The organism is Streptomyces camelliae, from assembly GCF_027625935.1.
Taxonomy (GTDB): domain Bacteria; phylum Actinomycetota; class Actinomycetes; order Streptomycetales; family Streptomycetaceae; genus Streptomyces; species Streptomyces camelliae.
The window spans coordinates 9096364-9113907 of sequence record NZ_CP115300.1; the positions used below are offsets into that span (position 1 = coordinate 9096364).

Consider the following 17544-nt stretch of genomic DNA (forward strand, 5'->3'; position numbering starts at 1 on the left):
ACACGTTATGTGACACCTACGGCTTGGCCGACGAGGTGATCGGCGATCCGTCCGGGGCTGCGGAGTCCGGCATCCCCGCGTAGTCGGGCAGCTCGACGCCGTTGATCGCGCGCCCGACCAGTTCCGTGAACCGTTCGCTGGCGAAATCGGGGCGTGGCTCGGCGTCTGGCCCGGGGAGGTCGCGGCTGCGGGCGTTCAACCGGCCGATCTCCTGGTTGGCCTCGACGAACGAGCGCATCCGTGCCTCGTAGCGGGCGAATCCGGCGTCGGGGTCCCATCCGGCAGCGGCCAGCTCTCCGGCCAGCAGGTAGGCACCGACCAGTGCCAGCCCGGTGCCCTGCCCGGACATCGGCGACGAGCTGAACGCCGCGTCCCCGAGCAACCCCACGCGTCCACTCGACCAGCGGTCCATCACCACCTGGGCGACCTGGTCGAGGTAGAAGTCCGGAGTGTCGTCCAGGTGCGCGAGGATGTCCGGGGTCAACCAGCCCAGGCCCGCCATCCGCTCCCGCAGCAGGACCTTCTGGGCCGCGACGTCACGGTGGTCGACGTCGAAGTCAGCCGAGGAGAAGTAGAACATGGCCATCGCCCGGGTAGCGTCCTGGATGGGCCGCAGGAGGGCGGAGCGCCCGGACTCCTGATCCTGATACTCCAGCAGCCAGCGGTCCAGCCCGAACTCGTTGGGCACACTGTAGAAGGCCAGCGCGAGCCCGAGGTGGCGGAGGAACCGCTCATGCGGCCCGAAGACCATCGCTCGCAGCTCCGAGTGCAGCCCGTCGGCCCCGACCACCAAGTCGAAGCGCCGCCGGTTGCCGCCCGCGAAGACCACGTCGACCCCGTCCGCGTCCTGGGCGAGCTCGGAGATTCGGTCGCCGAAGACGTACTCGACGCCGTCCCGGGTGTCGTCGTAGAGCACCTGGGACAGGTCCCCGCGCAGGATCTCGATGTCCGCGATGAACCCGTCGCCACCGTCGTCGTCGGCACGGAAGGTCTCCAGCACCTGCCCGTCCGCGTCCACGGTGTGGGCGCCGGCGGTGTCGGTGCACGCCGCGCGCACCGCCGGGTCCAACCCCATGCGCTCGATGACCTCCCTGGCGACCCCGCGCGCGTCCACCGCCTGCCCGCCGGGACGCAGCTCGGGAGCCCGCTCCACCACGGTCACCTCGGCCCCCCGCCGGCGCAGCCAGTGGGCCAGCGCGGGTCCCGCGATGCTCGCCCCCGCCACCAACACCCTGGGACCGCTCACCCGCGTCCCCTGCCCGCCCGTCCGGATCGCGTGCCCCTGGTCGGAGTCGTCGACACTCATCACAGCCTCCGTGCGCTTCCTCCCGCGCTGGAACGTCCCCAGCACAGGCCCACCGCTGTCGGTGTATCCAGCCGTATCGACCACGGATCCGCACAAAACTCATCGGTCACGGCAGGCATTGATGAGAAACGCCAACTCCGATGAGACTCACATCAACCCAGACTGGTGTAAATCAGGCGAACCATCCTGTCAGCTAGGCCGCCGCCTGAGACCTCGCCAGATCTGCGCGTAACACAATGAGACTCTGAAAGGGCCAGTGAGAACGGACACGAGCGGCCGCCGCTTGGCCATCGTTCGTGAGATTCGGCCACGGAATCTGAGTTCCAACAGCTGGTTGTAGGGTCTCGCGGCTCGTGTCACATGCCGCCGCTGTGACCTGTGGCTTTCAACCCTGTCTCAACACGTGTCGGGGATTGATCCGTCTCACGACGGTGGCGGATCCCAGGGCTGGGCTCGTCATTCGTCTTCGTCGTTGAAGTCGTGGGGCGGGATGGTCCATCGCATCACCATCTCGCCCGCCTCGTCGGCTTCGAGCGTGACCGGATAGACCTGGCCAGCGTCCCGCTCGCCGCGGTGCCTGATCGAGTGGTCGCCCTGGTCCCATTCGATGCCGAGCACCTGGCAGCCGCTGACGTCGATCGCGCCAACATGGAGGGGATGGTGCCACCCGGCTCGCCGGAAGCGGTGGAAATCGGTGTGCTTGTCGACCGAGACCATGAGGCCCTTGCCATGGAGGCGGTCGCGCCAGGCTGTGAGTTCGGCCGCACGTGCGGCCGCCTCAGCCACCGGGAGGTCCAGCCACCCGTGTGGCCCGTCGAGGCAGTACTGCGCGATCCGCTCACCACCGAACTGCGCATGCGCGTCGGCCGCGTACAAGCCCCAGTAGAAGACATCGGCGAGCCCGTCGGCCGGCTCGTCGTCCATTCCCGTCCACGCGTCCAGTACTGCGGCGTCGCCGACAACCATGCCGCACCGGTCGACGGGCAGGTCCCCGAGCCACACCGGTACCGACCGGTCCGTGGTCTCGGGCCAGAGAAGACCGAGACTGATCTCCAAGGTCGCGATCGTCGGTTCCCCGTCGAACGGAGACGGTGAGGTGCTCGCCCGCACTCTCAAAGGCCGGTCGGCCGCTGCCGGGACCGCAACCGCCTCGCACAACCACTCACGAAGGTGGCCCCCTCCGTTTGTCGCGGCCGTCCTTGCGCGCTCGGACAGGGGCTGACCCAGGTCTCGCCACTGGTCGATCCCCCCGGCCATGCCAAGCACCAGCACACCAGACGGCACATTGACAGTTCCCAGGTCGACCAAGGTCTCAGACATGCGCCGATTGTGTCCTGCCTGTATGACAAGTGCCCGCGCAGGGTGTCGGTGCCCGCCACTGGGGTTGCGGTGTCTCACCACGGTGTCGGATCCGACATCCATCCGACGCCGGCGTGAATTCCGATACAAGAGGGGAGATCCTACAGATGGTGCTCGGGGCAACCACGGAGGTCCACCGATGCCCCGAACCATATGGTCAGGCGCCATCAGCTTTGGCCTAGTGACTTCTCTGAACTATCGCTTGGTTCCCGCCGAATGAACCGTCGAGCTCATCCATGCCGGCAGGCGCGGGCCTCACGACTTCAGCACATCTTCCCGATCTTCAATGCTCGCGCCCGCTCTCCACCGTTCTCCGGGCGGATGCGCTCGGCCAGGCAGTGCCGGTGGGAGATGATGGTGTGGCTTCCTGGACCGTCACTGCTGCGCGAGTCCAGGACGAGGGCGTCTCCACCTGGGCCCAACGTGATCGGTTCACCACAGAAGTCGCAGCTCCAGACGAGCGACTCCAGGTCGGCAGGTCGGATGGTGAGCCGCACTGATACCGGCGGATACCAGCGGTGGATTTGCTCGATCACCGCATCGATCTGTGAACCGATGGGTGGAAAGAGCGCGAGTAGTTCGTCATGGCTGCTCGTCGTCTGGGAGAACTGCTGGATCATGTCGATAGAGGCCGACAGACCAGCGTTCTCGTAACCAACGATCTCAACGAGCACACCCCATGGGTGATGGCTGAGGACCCTGGCCTGCACCTTCTGGCCAGGCATGAGCGCCAGACTCTCTGTCTCGAACCTTTCCATGAACCGCTTCCCCATCCCTTAGCCCTGCAGCCGCGCCTGGTGGCGCTCGTGCGCACGTGTCGTGGACGTCGGAGCCGATCACCGCGCTCAGGGCTTGCAGAGTGTCATCGTATTGGTGACGGTCGAACTGGAACGGACCGAATGCCACATAGTTGCGGGTCTTGCGGTGCGGTTGCTCAAAGGCGTCCCAGGTCACGAAGTCGGCCGTCGGGGTGATGCGGGCCATGAGGGGCCAGCATCCCCACTCGCCGCATTCACAACCGAGAACGGGTGTCTTCGGCCCCATCGCGTTGGTGGACCGTCCGAGGAAGTGGTCCTGCATCGGGCCGAACCGGAAGAACTCCGGGATCAGACCGCCGTAGGCGTCGCCTGCGGGCTGCATCCCGGCGGCGATCTCGAACCCGTCGATCAGCTCGGTGAGTAGTGCTCCGTCGATGAGGGGGACGATCGCGAGCGGGCCGCCGTCGCCACGGTGCCGGCAGTCGAACCGGATGTCATTGCTGGTCATCCAGTGATTGTGGCAGCGAAGCCGTTCCCTCCGCCTGGGTGGGCTGAGCTGCGGCTACTATGTGCGGCATGCCGAGGTAGATCGCCGTACTGCCGGAAGCTCGTCGGTCCATCTGAGCAAGCTTGTCTTTGGCTCCAGCCAAGCTGACCCGGAGCCCTTCGACCTCCCCGAGCCAGCCCTCGCGCTCGGCCTCGGAGATGCGGGCGACGAGGTTGTCGCGGATCTCCTCCAACCGGCCGCGCTGGGCCGGGTCCGGCCGGAGAAGCGAGCAGCGGACGCAGGCTTCTCTGAACTAAGAGCGTGTCCCACGTGGCGGTGAGCGACTGTGACGTTGCGGTTGTCCCGTCCCGCTGGACGTTCTTCCCCCTGTCACGCTTGATCTTGGTGATTGGGCTGCCCTGGCACTTCACTACCAGAGGCGGCCGGTTACTCTTTCCGATCATGCGAGCCCTCTTCCCAGGATCCTTCGACCCGGTCACTCAAGGGCACCAGGACATACTCCGGCGCGCTGCCCTCCTGTTCGACGAGGTCGTCGTGTGCGTGATGTTCAATTCGAACAAGACCGGACGCTTCCCCGTCACGGAACGGCTGGACCGGCTCCGCGCGGCAGCAACTGACCTGAGCAACGTCACGGTCGACTCCCACACCGGCGGCCTGCTGGTCGACTACTGCAGCCGAGTCGGAATCGATGTCGTCATCCGCGGAGTCCGCGGCGTTTCTGACCTGGACTACGAGATGCCGATGGCCCGCATGAACCACGAACTGGCCGGAGTCGAAACGCTCTTCATCGCTGCAGACCCCGCCCTGGCCCACATCTCATCCACTCTCGTCACTGCGGTGAGTCAACAGGACCTTCTCTGAACTTCCGGCGTCAAGGCCCGTGTTGTCTTGGCATGGTGGTCAGTTTGCTGCTGGTGGAGGGGACCGGCGGGGAATGGCGACCGAGGGGATGCCAAGGTGGACGGTGCCGTGGTCGGCGGGGCGGCGGTCGAGCTGGTCGAGTTTCTCCTCTGCTCCGGCGAGGCTGACTTGGAGTCCTTCGACTTCGCCGAGCCAGCCCTCGCGCCGCGCCTCGGAGATGCGGGCAATGAGGTTGTCGCGGATGTCGACGAGCCGTGCCCGTTGGGCTGGATCTGGTCGTAGGAGTGAGCATCTGACACAAGCTTCTCTGAACGTCCTGTCGCCCACCGGTCCGCCCGGCGGTCCTGTCCGTCGACATGTCAGTGGGCTCTGACAGCATCACGGGCATGACCGATATTGATGACCTCTGTCGGCGTACGAGCTGAAGTGGCTCTGGCAAGATTTTCGTAGCCGTAGATCATCTCGGAGAGGCGATCGGCCGGTCCGCGTAGCGTCGGCGGAGGTGGGCGATCAGGACGACGCGGTGGCGGAGAAGGGGGACGCCCGCGCGTCCGGCCATGAGCCGTTTCTGCACCTTGACGTCGGTGATGCGGCCTTCGTTGACGCCGGAGCTGTAGGGACTGGTGATCCCCTGGGCAACGGCATGCCGGTCTTCGCGCAGGGCTCTGGCAAGGCCGGTCAGCGGGATCAGCCCAGTGTTCGCGAGGTCGTCCAGCCACTCCGGCAAGGATGTCGCGTCGTGGTCGTCGAGCATGTCGGAGAACCGGCGGACCAGGTCGTCGGCGGTCCTGAGTTCAGGGCAGTGGCCGAGGAGCCGGGGCAGGCGGTCGTTGATATGCGGGGTGCGGCGGTGCGGGTGGGTGGTGATCCAGCGGGCGGCTTCGCGCGGGGATGGCGGTCGCTCGCGTGGTTCGTCCAGGGGCAGGCCCCGCCTGAGGGGTGCGACGGCCATCTTCACGCGCTGGTAGTGGCCGAGGTAGCCCTTGGCCTGGAGTTCCTCGTGCAGGATCTTCGCGCTGTGCTGTCCCTCGTCCCATCGTTGTTGCAGGTAGCCGAGGTAGGGGTCCAGGGTGGAGGGCTTGCGGGGCGGACGGCGCACCACCTCCTGCCAGGTACTGGCCCGGGCGTACTTGCTGACGGTGCGGCGGTTCAGGCCGAGTTCGCGGGCCACGGAGCTGTGGCTCCGGCCAGAATGGGTCAGGGCCTGCACGGCCTCGAACAGCCTCCGGGCGTGGCGCCCGGCCCGGGTGTCCGCGAGGGCGTTCTCGACGGGCTCATCGACCGGTGCGCAACCGCTCTCGCTGATCGGGGGCAGTGCTGCGGGCAGGCATCCGCGGTGGGCACAGGCTATGTCCTGAACTCGGCGGGAGAGGCCCTGCCACAGGTGAAAGCGGTCACTGACCTGCACGGCATCTGGGGCGCCGGCGGCGATGCCTTGCCGGTAGGTGAGGGAGCCGTCGCGGCAGGCGACCTCAACACCTGGATGCTCGCGGAGCCAACCGGCCAAGCCGTTCCGCGTCGCGTCCTTCCCAGAGCGTGAGCGGCAGCCGGGTGGTGGCGTCGACCAGGAGGGTGCCGTAGGCGTCACCGTAGAGAGCGAAGTCGTCCACCCCCAGCACACGGGGCGTGATCAGCGGCGGAAGTGACACCCGCATCAGCTGGGACAAGACTGTGCACCGCGAGAGCCTGATGTTCAAGGTCCGCAGCATGCGCGAACCGCCTCGCCCAGCCAGCATCACACCGATGTCCTCGACCAGGCGTTGCAGCTGTGGAGTGCGTCGCTGGTAACGCACGGTCAGCCCTGGCACTTGCTCGGCGAAGGTCTTCTTCGCGCACGCTGGGTTTTCGCAGTACATGCGGCGCACGGACAAATCTATGTGCAGTGGCCGATCTCCGAGAGCGACGTCGGCGAGGCGGCGTACATATCGGCTGTGGCACCACCGGCTGAGCCAGCCACATCCCGTACATCCCGCCGTTTCATCATCTCCTGGCCGGCAAGAACCGGCTCCTGGCTCTCCAGGCCGAGATCGAGGAGCTGGTCGGCGTGCACCCTGACGGGGCCCTCATCCGCAGCCTGCCGGGGATGGGGCCACCCTCACCGCCGAATTCATGGCCGCGGTCGGCGACATCCGCCGCTTCTCCAGCGGCGATGCCCTCGCTGCCGCCTCCGGCCTGGCGCCCGTGCTCACCCAGTCCGGAAAGATCCGCTACTCGCGCAGCGCGACCGGCGGTGACAAGGCTCTCAAGCGGATCTTCTACCAGGCGGCCTTCTGCGCGATGCCGAACCACCCGCCGTCTCGGGCCCTCTACGACCGCAAGCGAGCCGAGGGAAAGCGACATCACCAGGCGCTCATCGCCCTCGCCCGACGCCGCGTCAATGTGCTCTACGCCATCCTGCGTGACCGCCGGCCCTACCAGGACCGACCTCAACTCAGTCTGGTGGCTTGACTTCAGCATTAGGCAGCGGGCTGCCGGCCCTGGTTGTCGAGGTGGCGGTGGGCGGTCAGGCGTCAGGGTCGACTTCGGGGTGCGTGAACCGCACGGGCTTGCCCAGCGACCGGGCGTAGGCGATTTCGGCTCGGGTGCTGTCTCCGATGTAGTCGCCGGCTGAAGCGCCTGAGTTCGCGATTTCTGAGGCGCTGGCACCACGAACTTGGCCCCTGCCACCTGCGATCCTCGGCCGTGTGCGGTTTGGTTCCGACGGATTCGAGGTCGCATTCTTGGCGTCGGTCATGGGGCCGGGGCGAGACGGTCAGTGAAGCTCGCAGCCACGGAGCGTTACGGAGTCCACGTAGGCTTCCGAAGCTCGATCGTCGTTACCGAAAGGTCACATTCGGCGCGGTACGGCTCCGTCCTGCCAGCGGTAGAGGTCGCGCAGCAAGGACATCTCGGCGCCGTGATGGGTCACGTCCGCGGGAGTGGTGTATCGACGGCCACTCGGTGATCTCTTCTTTGAGGCTATGCGGTGAGTTCCGTCGGGATGACTGTGTCGTCGGTTTCTGACTCGATCGGGTGGAGGCGGGCCTTGGCCAGCAGGTCGAGTCCCATGTAGCGGCGGGCTTCGGTCCACTCGTCGTTCTGCTCGGCCAGCACCGCGCCGACCAGGCGGATCAGGGCGGTGCGGTCGGGGAAGATGCCGACCACGTCGGTGCGGCGGCGGATCTCCTTGTTGAGCCGTTCCTGCGGATTGTTCGACCAGATCTGCCGCCAGATCTCGCGCGGGAACGCGGTGAACGCCAGCACATCGCCCTGAGCGGCGTCCAAGTGGGCTGCCGCCTTGGGGAACTTGGCCTCCAATGCGTCCAGGACGTGCCGCATCTGGGACTGGACTGCATCGATGTCGGGTTGTTCGAAGACGGTCCGCAGCAGCGTGGCCACCCACGGCTGGGCCGACTTGGGCACCTGGCTCAGCAACGCGCGGGCGTAGTGAGTACGACATCGCTGCCAGCTCGCGCCGGGCAGGGTGGCCCCGATCGCGTTGACCAGGCCCATGTGCGCGTCTGAGATGACCAGTTGGACGCCCGATAGGCCGCGGGCGATCAGGGAGCGCAGGAAGGCCAGCCAGCCGGCGCCGTCCTCGGCAGTGGCCACGTCCAGGCCGAGAATCTCACGGTGCCCATCGGCGTTGACGCCGACCGCGATCAGCGCGTGGACGTTGATGATGCGGCCGCCCTCGCGAACCTTCTGCGTGAGCGCGTCCACCCAGACGAACGCGTAGGGGCCGGCGTCCAGGGGCCGGTTGCGGAACGCGGCGACCTGTTCGTCGAGATGCTTGGCCATGGCGCTGACCTGGGACTTCGACAGCTGGGTGACGCCCAGGCTCTCGGCGAGCTTCTCCACTCGGCGGGTGGAGACGCCGAGCAGATAGGCGGTGGCGACCACGCTGATGAGGGCCTGCTCAGCCCGGCGGCGACGCTCCAGCAGCCAGTGCGGGAAGTAACTGCCCTGACGCAGCTTGGGAACGGCGAGTTCGACGGTGCCCGCGCGGGTGTCCCACTCGCGAAGGCGATACCCGTTGCGATGGTTGACTCGCTCGTCGCTGACCTGCCCGTATTCAGCATTGCAGAGGGCATCGGCCTCGGCGGACATGAGCGCGTCCGCGAACGTCTTGACCATCGCGCGCAGCAGATCGGGACTCGCCGCTGCGAGGTTGTCCTCCGCGAGGGCGTGCAGGGGCAGACTGTCGGGTGCGGTCATCGTGCTGATCTCCTTCGTGACTCGACATCTCGAAGATCAGCCGGTGGCCGTTCATCTATGCGGGCGTCACCCCGACGCGGGAGCAAACCCCCGGATCAGGTCGAACCCGTACACCACTTCCCAGGACGCAACCCCGTGAATGGATCAGCTCCCTGTTGACGTGCAGGACCCTGTTCTCCATGGGACACCGCTCAGGACCCACCATGGGCGGATTGTCCAGGTCAGTGTCCGAGAGCTCGCGGACCCCCGCGTTCCATCTCCCGTACATCTCATCGAGCTGTTTCAGCGCCTCGTCAGCGGTCCCCGCGTAGGCGAATGTCTCGGAGTCGACGTCCTGGCCGCCGAAGTACCATCCGACCCGATAGCCCAGGCACGAGACAATGATGTGCGCCAGCCGCCAGGCAATCGTGGTCACCGGCGCCGGCACCAGGGCAGGGGACGCGGAGTCCATCGTCCATTCCCCCGAACCTTCAGACATCGGTGCGGCCGGCGTGCCACGTGGGCGGATGCTCCAGCAGCCGCGCACCGGCTCCCACAAGTACTCCTCATCGGTAAGACCGTCCAGCCGCGGCCGCAGGTTCTTGTGCCAGTACCAGTCCAGTTGCTCCGCGAGCCGCTCGCTTCTTGTCATTTCCGCACACTACATACAACGGAGACCTAGGAGCGTGGGTCAGTAACGGCTCGGAGACACTCGGGGCTGGAGTGCGGGGTCTCGGCTCGGCCTTGTACTGGCTATGCTGCCGATCATGACCAGCAGTATGACCACTGAGCCTGCCATCCTTGACGTCATGGAGCTGACTTCGGATCCGGAGCTGGAGGTCCGGTTTGCGGAGTCGGCCCACCAGATCCTGGCGGACCTGGTCAGTGGGGGTGCCGCGCTGGGCTGGGTCGATCCACCCTCGCGGGATGAGGTGGCGGAACTTCTCGGCCACGTCGTCTCTGCGGTGCAGGCCGGGGATGCGGCCCTGCGTGCCGCTTACCTCGACGGTCAGCTGGTCGGGTTGGGGTATTGGCTCCGCTACGCCCGACCGACTCATCGGCCACACGCCGATCTGGAGAAGATCGCGGTAGATGCTGCTGCGCATGGCCGTGGTGTCGGCCGGGCGCTGATCGCTGCCTTGATCGCTGACGCCCGGGAGGCGGGTATCGAGGTCCTCACCCTGGACGCCCGTGGCGACAACGCCAATGCCCTGCACCTCTACCGGTCGCTGGGCTTCACCGAATACGGCCGTCTGCCTGACTTCGTCGCCGTCGGCGAACACCGCTACGACAAGGTCTTCTACATGCTGGACTTCCGCCGGCAAGGCTGACCACTGCTACGCACGAAGACCCGGCGGTACCCCGCCGGCAGCCCGCGACCTTTCATGCGGGATGATCGCCATATGCGTGGCGGGGATGGACTGTTCGAGGTCGAGCCGACCGGGAAGAAGCGGTCTCGGGTCCGGCGGCGGTGGACAAGACGTTTCGGGCCTTCGACCCGCACCAGGTCCTACTGTTGCCTCCTTCGCTGGACGACTGGCTGCCCGAGGACCATCTCGCCCGGTTCGTCGCCGATCTGGTCGACGAGGTGCTCGACCCCTCGCCGGTGCTTGCGGAGTACACCGACAAGCGCGGCTACCCGCCCTACGATCCCCGGCTGATGCTGCGGCTGCTGATCTACGGCTACACCACCGGCGTCCGTTCCTCGCGGGCGATCGAGCGCAAGTGCACCGACGACGTCGCGTTCCGGTTCCTGGCAGCTGACCAGGCCCCGGACTTCCGCTCCATCGCCCGGTTCCGCCGCCGCCACCTGGACGCGCTCGCCGGCCTGTTCACCCAGTCGCTGCACCTCGCGCAGAAACTCGGCATGGTCAAGATGGGCCGCGTCGCCCTGGACGGCACCAAGCTCGAAGCGAACGCCTCCAAGCACAAGGCGATGAGCTACGGCCGCCTGGTCGACAAGGAGGAGCGCGTCGAGGCCGAGATCGCCCAACTGGAGGCCCAGGCCGCCGCACTGCTGGCCGACGCCGAGGCCACCGACACTGCCGAGGACCAGACCTTCGGCCCCGACGGTAAGGACGTGGACCTGCCCGCCGAACTCGACCGCCGGGAGGAACGCCTGGCCAAACTGCAGGCCGCTCGCGCGCAGATCGAGGCCGAGGCCGCCGACAAGGCACGCCGCCACGCCGAGGAGAAGGAAGGCCGCCGCCAGGAGCGTGGCGGCACCAACGACGAGCAGGCCGTCACCGGCGCAGGGGACCAGGCCGCCGCGAAGGCCCGCCCCAAGCCCAAGGCCCAGGCCAACTTCACCGACCCCGACTCGCGGATCATGAAGAACAGCGACGGCGCCTACATCCAGGCATACAACGCCCAGGCTGTCGTGGACGAGAAGCACCAGGTCATCACCGCCGCCGACGTGACGACCAACCCATCGGACGCACTGAACCACACCATGATGCTCGACCAGTCCGCCCAGAACACCGGCATCCACCCCAAGCAGGCATTGGTCGACGCCGGATACTGCTGCGAGACCAACCTCGAAGCCGCGAAAAACCGCCAACTCGCCTGCAGGACCAACACGTTCATGGCCACCGGCCGCCTCGCCCACGACGAACAGGTCCCGCCCGCGCCGCGCGGACGGATCCCGGCGAACGCCACGCTGAAGGAGCGGATGGCCCGCAAGCTACGGACCAAGCCCGGCAAGGTCGCCTACAGCCGCCGCAAGGCCATCGTCGAACCCGTCTTCGGCCAGATCATGACCTGCCAGAACGGCCGCCAGCTCCTCCTACGCGGCGAAGACGGCGCCCGCGGCGAGTGGCGCCTGCTGGTCGCCTGCCATAACCTCCGCAAGATCTTCCGACACGCTGGAACCACCGGACTCGCCGCCTTCGCCAGCTGATCAGCCAGGCCTTTCAGCCGCACCACATCCCCACAGCCTCTCTTCGCGGCTGACGGCGACCCGAGCTCCAGCAGTGAGCGCCGGCCGGAAGGGCACCGTTGCGGCAGCATACGAAGAAGGTTCAGCGCTGGCCGGACAACCGGAGAATTTGCCCATGGCGGCCAGTGAACCAATCCGCGCGCGAAGCGCGCTCGTCTTGCCGGTCGGCTCTGAGTAATTCCGTGCAGGTTCAGTGTGCTGGCGCCGAGTACGTCGTCGACGTTGCCTGGACCAGCCGTGTCGCTTGGATCAAATGCCCTGCTGCCCTCGACTGCCTGCTCTTGCAGCGACGTCCGGGGGCTCATAGGGCGAGTGTGGGACCAAGCGGGCACCGCTGTGGGAGCTGGTGGGGCCTGGACACTGAGCGGGCCGCTGCGGGTGGTGGCGATGGAGCGGGCATGCCGCGGCCGTTCGGCGGCGTCGGGGTGGCGGTTGCCTCCGGCGTCCCACACGCTGGAGCCGGATGTGGACATGCGCCGCCGAGCATCGAGCTGCGCAGAGGGTTCTGGAGGACCGTGTGACTGCTTCGTCGCCCGCCACCGACGCACCGCTGGCCCGGTACGACGACCTGCGTGCCCTGGTGATCAACTGCACCCTCAAGCGCTCGCCGGAGACCAGCAACACTCAGGGGCTCATCGACCGGAGCACAGCGATCCTGGACGCGCAGGGAGTGCACGTCGATGTCGTCCGCGCCGTGGACCACGACATCGCCACCGGTGTGTGGCCCGACATGACGGAGCACGGCTGGAAGACGGACGCCTGGCCGGACCTCTACCAGCAGGTCCTGGCAGCCGACATCCTCGTCCTGGCAGGACCCATCTGGCTCGGCGACAACAGCTCCGTGATGAAGCAGGTGATCGAACGCCTCTACGCCTGCTCCAGCCTGCTCAACGAAGCAGGCCAGTACGCCTACTACGGCCGCGTCGGCGGTTGCTTGATCACCGGCAATGAGGACGGCGTCAAGCACTGCGCCATGAACGTCCTCTACAGCCTCCAGCACCTGGGCTACACCATCCCTCCCCAGGCCGATGCCGGATGGATCGGCGAGGCCGGTCCCGGGCCCTCCTACCTCGATCCCGGCTCGGGCGGCCCGGAGAACGACTTCACCAACCGCAACACCACCTTCATGACCTGGAACCTGCTTCACCTCGCCCGGGCGCTGAAGGACCTCGGCGGAATCCCCGCCTACGGCAACCAGCGCACCGCCTGGGACGCCGGCTGCCGCCGCGACTACGAGAATCCCGAACACCGGTAGGCACGGGAGCGGCATGGGCTACGGCGTCGGTTGGGAGCAGGGGCCCGCCCCTGCTCCCATTGCGGGAATCGCAGCCTGGGTGGGGTGCGGACGGTGCTGCCAGGGTCGCAACGCTCAGCGGTCGTGGTTGAGAGGTAGGAAGGAAGAGTGGCCGACAGGGATGAACCAGACGAGGATTCGTTCCTGCCGGAGCTACGTGATCTGTGTGGGGAGGAGATCTCCGACGGGACCGAGGTTTCCGCGCTGGTGCCGGATTCGTCGGTGATCCATGGCCGTGATCCGAAACTGGACGGGAAGCGGCGACTGACCGCGTGTTCGGGCGAACATGTGGCTGCACTGGTCGATGTGTACGAACAGCGGCCATTCGTGGACGCCAAGTTGTGGGCAGGCAAGATCGGCCGTGCGATCGAGGCTCACCGCGGAAGGATCAGCCCGGAGGAGCTGGCCGAGGAGACCGGGCTCATCGAGCTTGGGATGTCGTGGCAGGAACTGGATGCTCGGCGCTGGAGCGAAGTTCGGGAAGAGTGACGGCCCGGAGTCCGCTGGCTGATCGCACTGACTGGGCGAGCAGGGGCTTCTTCGGCGACCGCCGTATGGGCCGGCGGCGGGTGAGCGAGCGTTTTGTTCCGGCGGTGGTGTTCGGTCCGAGTCGCAGGTGTCGTGCCAGTTCGGGACGGGGTACGCGTGGTCGACTCCTCGCACGTCAGGACCCTAAAGGGGGAGCCGTACGGGTCTGTCGCCGGTCGACCGGGTGCTGGCCGGCTCGAAGCGCCACTTGATCACGGATGGCCACGGCACCCGCTTGCGACCCTGCTGACCGGCGGCAACCGCCACGACGTCACCCAGCTCCTGCCTCTGCCCGACGCGATCCCGCCGGTCCGCGGCCGGGTGCGCCGTCCGCGCTGCAAGCCCGACTCGCTCGTCGCCGACCGCGGCCACACCACGACAGTTACCGCGACCAGGTTCTCGATCGCGCCTGGCGGGCACTGCGGCCCAGCGTCGGGAGCGGGCGGTGCCCGGTCGGGTCATGCTCGGGTGAGCACGATCTTCTTTCCGCCGGCCCGTCCGGTAACCACGCGGGCGAACACAGCCGGTCCTTCGCTCAGCGGCAGGGGTCCCGGTGCGAGTTTCAAGGTTCCCGCGGCGGCCTGCTCCGCCAGCCGGAGAAGCTGCGTGGCGTTGGGCTCGACGTAGAGGTCCCAACTCGTGATGCCTCGTTCCTCCGCAGGCGCGTCCGAGGTCAGGGAGCACAGTCGGCCGCCGTCTCGCACCAAAGGCAGGGCGGCGCCCGCCGCGCCGGTGGCGATGATGAGGGCGGCGTCGAACCCGCCGCGTACCTGGGCCGGCCAGTTCGCATCGTGGTGGTCGACGACCTCCGTCGCTCCCAGACCGAGCAGGCGCTCTGCGGCGGCAGCAGACGCGGTCGCGGTCACCTCGATACCCCTGGCCGCGGCGAGCTGGACGGACAGGGCTCCGGTGGCCCCGCCTCCGTTGGTGATCAGGAGCCGCTGCCCTCGGCCGAGGCCCAGCTTCTCCAGGGCCTGCAACGCGGTGAGCCCGTTGACCGGCAGCGCCGCCGCGTGCACGGCGTCCAGCCCGGGTGGGCAGGCTGCCGCATGATCCGCGTTGACCAGAACGCGTTCGGCCCAGAAGCCGCTTCCCCCGGGCAGCGGGGCCTCGTGTGCGAGCACCCGGTCGCCCACGGCAAACCCGGTGACACCCGCGCCGACGGCCAGCACCTTGCCCGCGCCCTCCACTCCCAGCGCCGCCGGGGGCGCAGCCCCACGTCCCAGCCAGCGCCGTTCAGTAGTTCGTCCCACGGGCCGACCCCGGCCGCCTCGACCGACACCAGGATCTGACCGGGCCCGGGAGAGGACGGTTCGGGCAACTCCAGCAGGGCGACTTCCTTCTCGGCCCCGGACACTCCGCACGCCTTCACAGCAGATCTTCGTCCTCTCGCTCAGTCCGGCCGACCGGCAGGTACAGGCCGGAAACCCAAAACAGGCACCAGTGTCGACCTCAAGATCCCCTACACAGGCCGATCGCGGTCCCAGCCGCATCGGTGTCGAGGCTATGCAGCCAGTGGCCCGGACATGTGGTCCATTTGAAGAGTGACCGACTGGGCCAATCGTGGAATAGATCTGCACCTGGACCTTGAGTCGGGTCAGGGCGTACGTCTTCGGGTTCGCGGAGCGAAAGCGTCGCTCACGCTACGGCAGCGGCGGCTCCAAGCGGTCCGGCAGCCTGTCCGACACGATCCACGGCGACGTTCGGCAACGCGTCGAAAAAGCGGATGTTCTCCTCGCCAGGGATCCCGAAGGCGTGCTCTGTGCCTTCGGTCGGCAGACAGGACGATCATTCGCCCGTTCACCGCGATGCTGGCGAAGCCGAGCTGATCCGGTGAAGGTGTGTCGATCACCGGTCGGGCCCGCAGGCCAGGGGCTTCTCGACGCCTGGTATCTCAGCTTGTCAGCTCATAGCCCGCGTCCTCGACCGCGGCGCGGACGTCCGTGACGTCCAGAGTTCTGTCGCTGGTCACGACGACCGTTCCGGCGTCGACGTCCACCGTCACGGTGATGACCCCGGGGATGTGTTCGATCTCGTCTGTGACGGATGCCGCGCAGTGTGCGCAGACCATGCCCGTGACGGAGTAGCTGGTCTCGGTCACGTCGGCACTTACTCGGTGCTGTCGAGGGCGGGTACGGAGCGGGTGGCCATGTGGGCTCGGCGCATGCGTCCGTCGGCGGTGAAGTGGCCGAAGAAGTGCACCTCGGTGACGAGGTCCTTGCCACGCTGGGAGGAGCGCAGGGTGTAGCGAGCGGCGATCCGCTCGTCGTCCGCGATGGCCTCGTGCACCTCCATCCGGATGGTGGGCCGGTTCTTGCGGACCGGGCGGGTGTGCGCGATGAGCTTGTCGCGGTCGATCCGGTGGCCGTCGGCGACCTGGACGATGTCCGGGGTGTGGAAGCGGTCGACGATCACTGCCGGGTCCTCGTCGCTCCGCAGCAACTCCTCAGCGAAGGAGGTGAAGAAGTCGGCGATGAATTCCTTGGGATCGGTGCCGTGGAGTGGGGTCATGGGTGCTCCCGCCGGTGTGGGACTCACGCACTAATTTTTACACTATGTAAGAATTCCATCTCTCGGTAACTTTGACAAGGTGTAAGAGATGACGTCGCCTCCGCCTCGGAAGCCTCGCGCTGACGCCCGCCGCAGCAGGGCGGCCATCCTGGAGGCCGCGCCTCGGGTTCTCGATGCCGATCCCGATGCCGGCCTGGAAGCGGTCGCCGTCGCCGCCGGCGTGACGCGGCAGACCGTGTACGCCCACTTCCCCTCGCGGGAGCAGTTGTTGCTGGCCGTCGTCGACCGCATCACCGAGGAAGCCGTCGCCGCGATGGACGCGGTCGACCTCGAAACCGGACCCGCTGCGGACGTGCTGATGCGCCTTCTCGATGCCGGGATGAGGGCGGCCCGGCGCTACCCGGTACTGCTGCAGAAGATCAGCGCCCTGCCCGTCAGCCCGCAGGCCGAACGAGACCAGCACAGAACGGTCGCCGACCGCATTGAACAAGTGATCCTGCGAGGCCGGGACACGGGGGAGTTCGATGACCGGCTACCGGTCGACTGGCTGGTCGCGGCCACCGTCCGTCTCGGGCATCTCGCGAGTGAGGAACAGGATGAGGGCCGGATGTCCGAGACGGCCGCGCAGGATGCGCTTCGGAAGAGCCTGCTCCGTCTGCTTGATGCGATCGGCGAGGGGGGTACCTCAAGGGCGCGCGGGTGAGCGCCGCTCGTGGCTGCCGGCGGCGGTCTGTCCTGCCTGTCCGGCGACGCCGTCAGCCAGCGCGTGTGCGGTTCCGTGTCCGGTGCCGGAATACGGCCGGCCCGACGGTACCGATTGCCGCAAGGCGGGATCCCGGCTGACGCAGGCGGGCGCGAGGCCGGCGATCGAAGGAGCCAGGCCGTATCTCCCGCCAAGCCCTGCCCCTTCGACGAACTCGCTATGCGCGGCCGTGGAGGAACAGACCACTCCTGAGAGGGCGGGATGTGAGCTGATGTCCGTTTCGTCGTTGTGGATGAAGTAGCCTTCGCCTGACGACTACGGACGTGGCAGGTGAACAGCCCCGGCTCTGGCTCGGTCAGGATGTTGCGCCCGGTCAGGCGCCCAGGTCCATCGCCTCGCACACGCCCCGTGCCCGCAATCGCCCGTGGTCTGCAGGTGGGCATCGTCTACGCGGTCTGGTCGAGTCTGGGCACCACCCTCATCGTGCTCGTCGGCGCATTGTTCCTAAACGAACCGTTGACACTGGCCAAGGTGACCGGGGTCGCCCTGGTGATCGCGGGGGTCGTGATCCTCAACCTCGGCGGTGCGCATTGACCGGCTCC

20 protein-coding genes and 3 pseudogenes are annotated in these 17544 nt (G+C 67.3%); 10 read left to right on the forward strand and 13 right to left on the reverse strand.

The genetic code is table 11. The annotated features are described in order from the left end of the window. Positions 1-16: 16 nt before the first annotated feature. The 5 genes from O1G22_RS41835 to O1G22_RS41855 form a co-directional block, all read right to left on the reverse strand. Positions 17-1306, reverse strand: a complete 1290-nt coding sequence (locus O1G22_RS41835; RefSeq protein ID WP_270086092.1) for an FAD-dependent monooxygenase — start codon at positions 1304-1306, stop codon at positions 17-19. Between the two features lie 456 nt (positions 1307-1762). Then, positions 1763-2626 (reverse strand): hypothetical protein, encoded by an 864-nt coding sequence (locus O1G22_RS41840; protein ID WP_270086093.1) that lies wholly within the window; start codon positions 2624-2626, stop codon positions 1763-1765. Positions 2627-2928: 302 nt separating this feature from the next. Then, positions 2929-3339 (reverse strand): hypothetical protein, encoded by a 411-nt coding sequence (locus O1G22_RS41845; protein WP_270086094.1) that lies wholly within the window; start codon positions 3337-3339, stop codon positions 2929-2931. Then, positions 3329-3931 (reverse strand): hypothetical protein, encoded by a 603-nt coding sequence (locus tag O1G22_RS41850; RefSeq protein WP_270086095.1) that lies wholly within the window; start codon positions 3929-3931, stop codon positions 3329-3331. The genes O1G22_RS41845 and O1G22_RS41850 overlap by 11 nt, the downstream gene beginning before the upstream one ends. Beyond that, positions 3918-4163, reverse strand: coding sequence for a hypothetical protein (locus tag O1G22_RS41855; RefSeq protein ID WP_270086096.1), 246 nt, complete (start codon positions 4161-4163; stop codon positions 3918-3920). The genes O1G22_RS41850 and O1G22_RS41855 overlap by 14 nt, the downstream gene beginning before the upstream one ends. A gap of 209 nt (positions 4164-4372) precedes the next feature. Here O1G22_RS41855 and coaD point away from each other — a divergent pair, with 209 nt between their 5' ends. Both coaD and O1G22_RS41865 read left to right on the forward strand, forming a co-directional pair. Then, on the forward strand, positions 4373-4792 hold the full coding sequence (gene coaD / locus O1G22_RS41860) for a pantetheine-phosphate adenylyltransferase (RefSeq protein ID WP_270086097.1): 420 nt from the start codon (positions 4373-4375) through the stop codon (positions 4790-4792). A gap of 96 nt (positions 4793-4888) precedes the next feature. Continuing rightward, complete coding sequence (locus tag O1G22_RS41865; protein ID WP_270086098.1) at positions 4889-5074, forward strand: hypothetical protein; 186 nt, start codon at positions 4889-4891, stop codon at positions 5072-5074. 175 nt (positions 5075-5249) lie between these two features. Here O1G22_RS41865 and O1G22_RS41870 read toward each other — a convergent pair whose 3' ends face one another. Continuing rightward, entirely contained in the window at positions 5250-5963 is a 714-nt protein-coding gene (locus O1G22_RS41870) for a transposase (RefSeq protein WP_270086718.1), read from the reverse strand. A 301-nt stretch (positions 5964-6264) separates the two neighbouring features. Beyond that, the gene (locus tag O1G22_RS41880) at positions 6265-6657 is read right to left on the reverse strand and encodes a hypothetical protein (RefSeq protein ID WP_270086099.1); all 393 of its coding nucleotides are present in this window, start codon (positions 6655-6657) and stop codon (positions 6265-6267) included. Between the two features lie 226 nt (positions 6658-6883). Between O1G22_RS41880 and O1G22_RS41885 the strand changes: the two are divergent. Further along, positions 6884-7240: pseudogene (locus tag O1G22_RS41885) on the forward strand (transposase); the annotation flags it as partial. A 379-nt stretch (positions 7241-7619) separates the two neighbouring features. Here the strand turns inward: O1G22_RS41885 and O1G22_RS45055 are convergent. The 3 genes and pseudogenes from O1G22_RS45055 to O1G22_RS41895 form a co-directional block, all read right to left on the reverse strand. Next, a pseudogene (locus O1G22_RS45055) lies at positions 7620-7697 on the reverse strand (DinB family protein); the annotation flags it as partial. Positions 7698-7750: 53 nt separating this feature from the next. Further along, positions 7751-8989, reverse strand: coding sequence for an IS256 family transposase (locus tag O1G22_RS41890; protein WP_270079380.1), 1239 nt, complete (start codon positions 8987-8989; stop codon positions 7751-7753). Between the two features lie 55 nt (positions 8990-9044). Then, positions 9045-9620, reverse strand: coding sequence for a DinB family protein (locus O1G22_RS41895; protein ID WP_270086100.1), 576 nt, complete (start codon positions 9618-9620; stop codon positions 9045-9047). A 115-nt stretch (positions 9621-9735) separates the two neighbouring features. Between O1G22_RS41895 and O1G22_RS41900 the strand changes: the two genes are divergently transcribed. From O1G22_RS41900 to O1G22_RS41920, 5 genes and pseudogenes are all read left to right on the forward strand, one after another. Then, a complete protein-coding gene (locus tag O1G22_RS41900; RefSeq protein ID WP_270086101.1) occupies positions 9736-10299 on the forward strand; it encodes a GNAT family N-acetyltransferase in 564 nt (187 codons plus the stop codon). A 140-nt stretch (positions 10300-10439) separates the two neighbouring features. Then, positions 10440-11867: an IS1182 family transposase gene (locus tag O1G22_RS41905; protein WP_428986460.1), complete on the forward strand. Its 1428-nt coding sequence runs from the start codon at positions 10440-10442 to the stop codon at positions 11865-11867. A 556-nt stretch (positions 11868-12423) separates the two neighbouring features. Beyond that, complete coding sequence (locus O1G22_RS41910) at positions 12424-13161, forward strand: flavodoxin family protein (protein WP_270086102.1); 738 nt, start codon at positions 12424-12426, stop codon at positions 13159-13161. Positions 13162-13308: 147 nt separating this feature from the next. Then, positions 13309-13689, forward strand: coding sequence for an NUDIX hydrolase (locus O1G22_RS41915; protein WP_270086103.1), 381 nt, complete (start codon positions 13309-13311; stop codon positions 13687-13689). Positions 13690-13848: 159 nt separating this feature from the next. Beyond that, positions 13849-14135: pseudogene (locus O1G22_RS41920) on the forward strand (transposase); the annotation flags it as partial. A 51-nt stretch (positions 14136-14186) separates the two neighbouring features. Here O1G22_RS41920 and O1G22_RS41925 read toward each other — a convergent pair. From O1G22_RS41925 to O1G22_RS41935, 3 genes are all read right to left on the reverse strand, one after another. After that, positions 14187-14981, reverse strand: a complete 795-nt coding sequence (locus O1G22_RS41925) for an NADP-dependent oxidoreductase (protein ID WP_270086104.1) — start codon at positions 14979-14981, stop codon at positions 14187-14189. A 641-nt stretch (positions 14982-15622) separates the two neighbouring features. Further along, positions 15623-15829 carry a heavy-metal-associated domain-containing protein gene (locus tag O1G22_RS41930; protein WP_270086105.1) on the reverse strand — a complete coding sequence of 69 codons (207 nt, stop codon included), beginning with the start codon at positions 15827-15829 and terminating at the stop codon, positions 15623-15625. 8 nt (positions 15830-15837) lie between these two features. Continuing rightward, on the reverse strand, positions 15838-16239 hold the full coding sequence (locus O1G22_RS41935) for a nuclear transport factor 2 family protein (protein WP_270086106.1): 402 nt from the start codon (positions 16237-16239) through the stop codon (positions 15838-15840). 88 nt (positions 16240-16327) lie between these two features. Between O1G22_RS41935 and O1G22_RS41940 the strand changes: the two genes are divergently transcribed. Both O1G22_RS41940 and O1G22_RS41945 read left to right on the forward strand, forming a co-directional pair. Further along, positions 16328-16942 carry a TetR/AcrR family transcriptional regulator gene (locus tag O1G22_RS41940; RefSeq protein ID WP_270086107.1) on the forward strand — a complete coding sequence of 205 codons (615 nt, stop codon included), beginning with the start codon at positions 16328-16330 and terminating at the stop codon, positions 16940-16942. A gap of 408 nt (positions 16943-17350) precedes the next feature. Further along, positions 17351-17536 (forward strand): DMT family transporter, encoded by a 186-nt coding sequence (locus O1G22_RS41945; protein ID WP_270086108.1) that lies wholly within the window; start codon positions 17351-17353, stop codon positions 17534-17536. Positions 17537-17544: the final 8 nt, after the last annotated feature.

Excerpts from the sequence above, each read along its gene's own strand:
- O1G22_RS41835 (WP_270086092.1), bottom strand. The coding sequence starts at position 1,306 with ATGAGTGTCGACGACTCCGACCAGGGGCACGCGATCCGGACGGGCGGG.
- O1G22_RS41840 (WP_270086093.1), bottom strand. The coding sequence starts at position 2,626 with ATGTCTGAGACCTTGGTCGACCTGGGAACTGTCAATGTGCCGTCTGGT.
- O1G22_RS41850 (WP_270086095.1), bottom strand. The coding sequence starts at position 3,931 with ATGACCAGCAATGACATCCGGTTCGACTGCCGGCACCGTGGCGACGGC.
- coaD (WP_270086097.1), top strand. The coding sequence starts at position 4,373 with ATGCGAGCCCTCTTCCCAGGATCCTTCGACCCGGTCACTCAAGGGCAC.
- O1G22_RS41890 (WP_270079380.1), bottom strand. The coding sequence starts at position 8,989 with ATGACCGCACCCGACAGTCTGCCCCTGCACGCCCTCGCGGAGGACAAC.
- O1G22_RS41895 (WP_270086100.1), bottom strand. The coding sequence starts at position 9,620 with ATGACAAGAAGCGAGCGGCTCGCGGAGCAACTGGACTGGTACTGGCAC.
- O1G22_RS41900 (WP_270086101.1), top strand. The coding sequence starts at position 9,736 with ATGACCAGCAGTATGACCACTGAGCCTGCCATCCTTGACGTCATGGAG.
- O1G22_RS41935 (WP_270086106.1), bottom strand. The coding sequence starts at position 16,239 with ATGACCCCACTCCACGGCACCGATCCCAAGGAATTCATCGCCGACTTC.
- O1G22_RS41940 (WP_270086107.1), top strand. The coding sequence starts at position 16,328 with ATGACGTCGCCTCCGCCTCGGAAGCCTCGCGCTGACGCCCGCCGCAGC.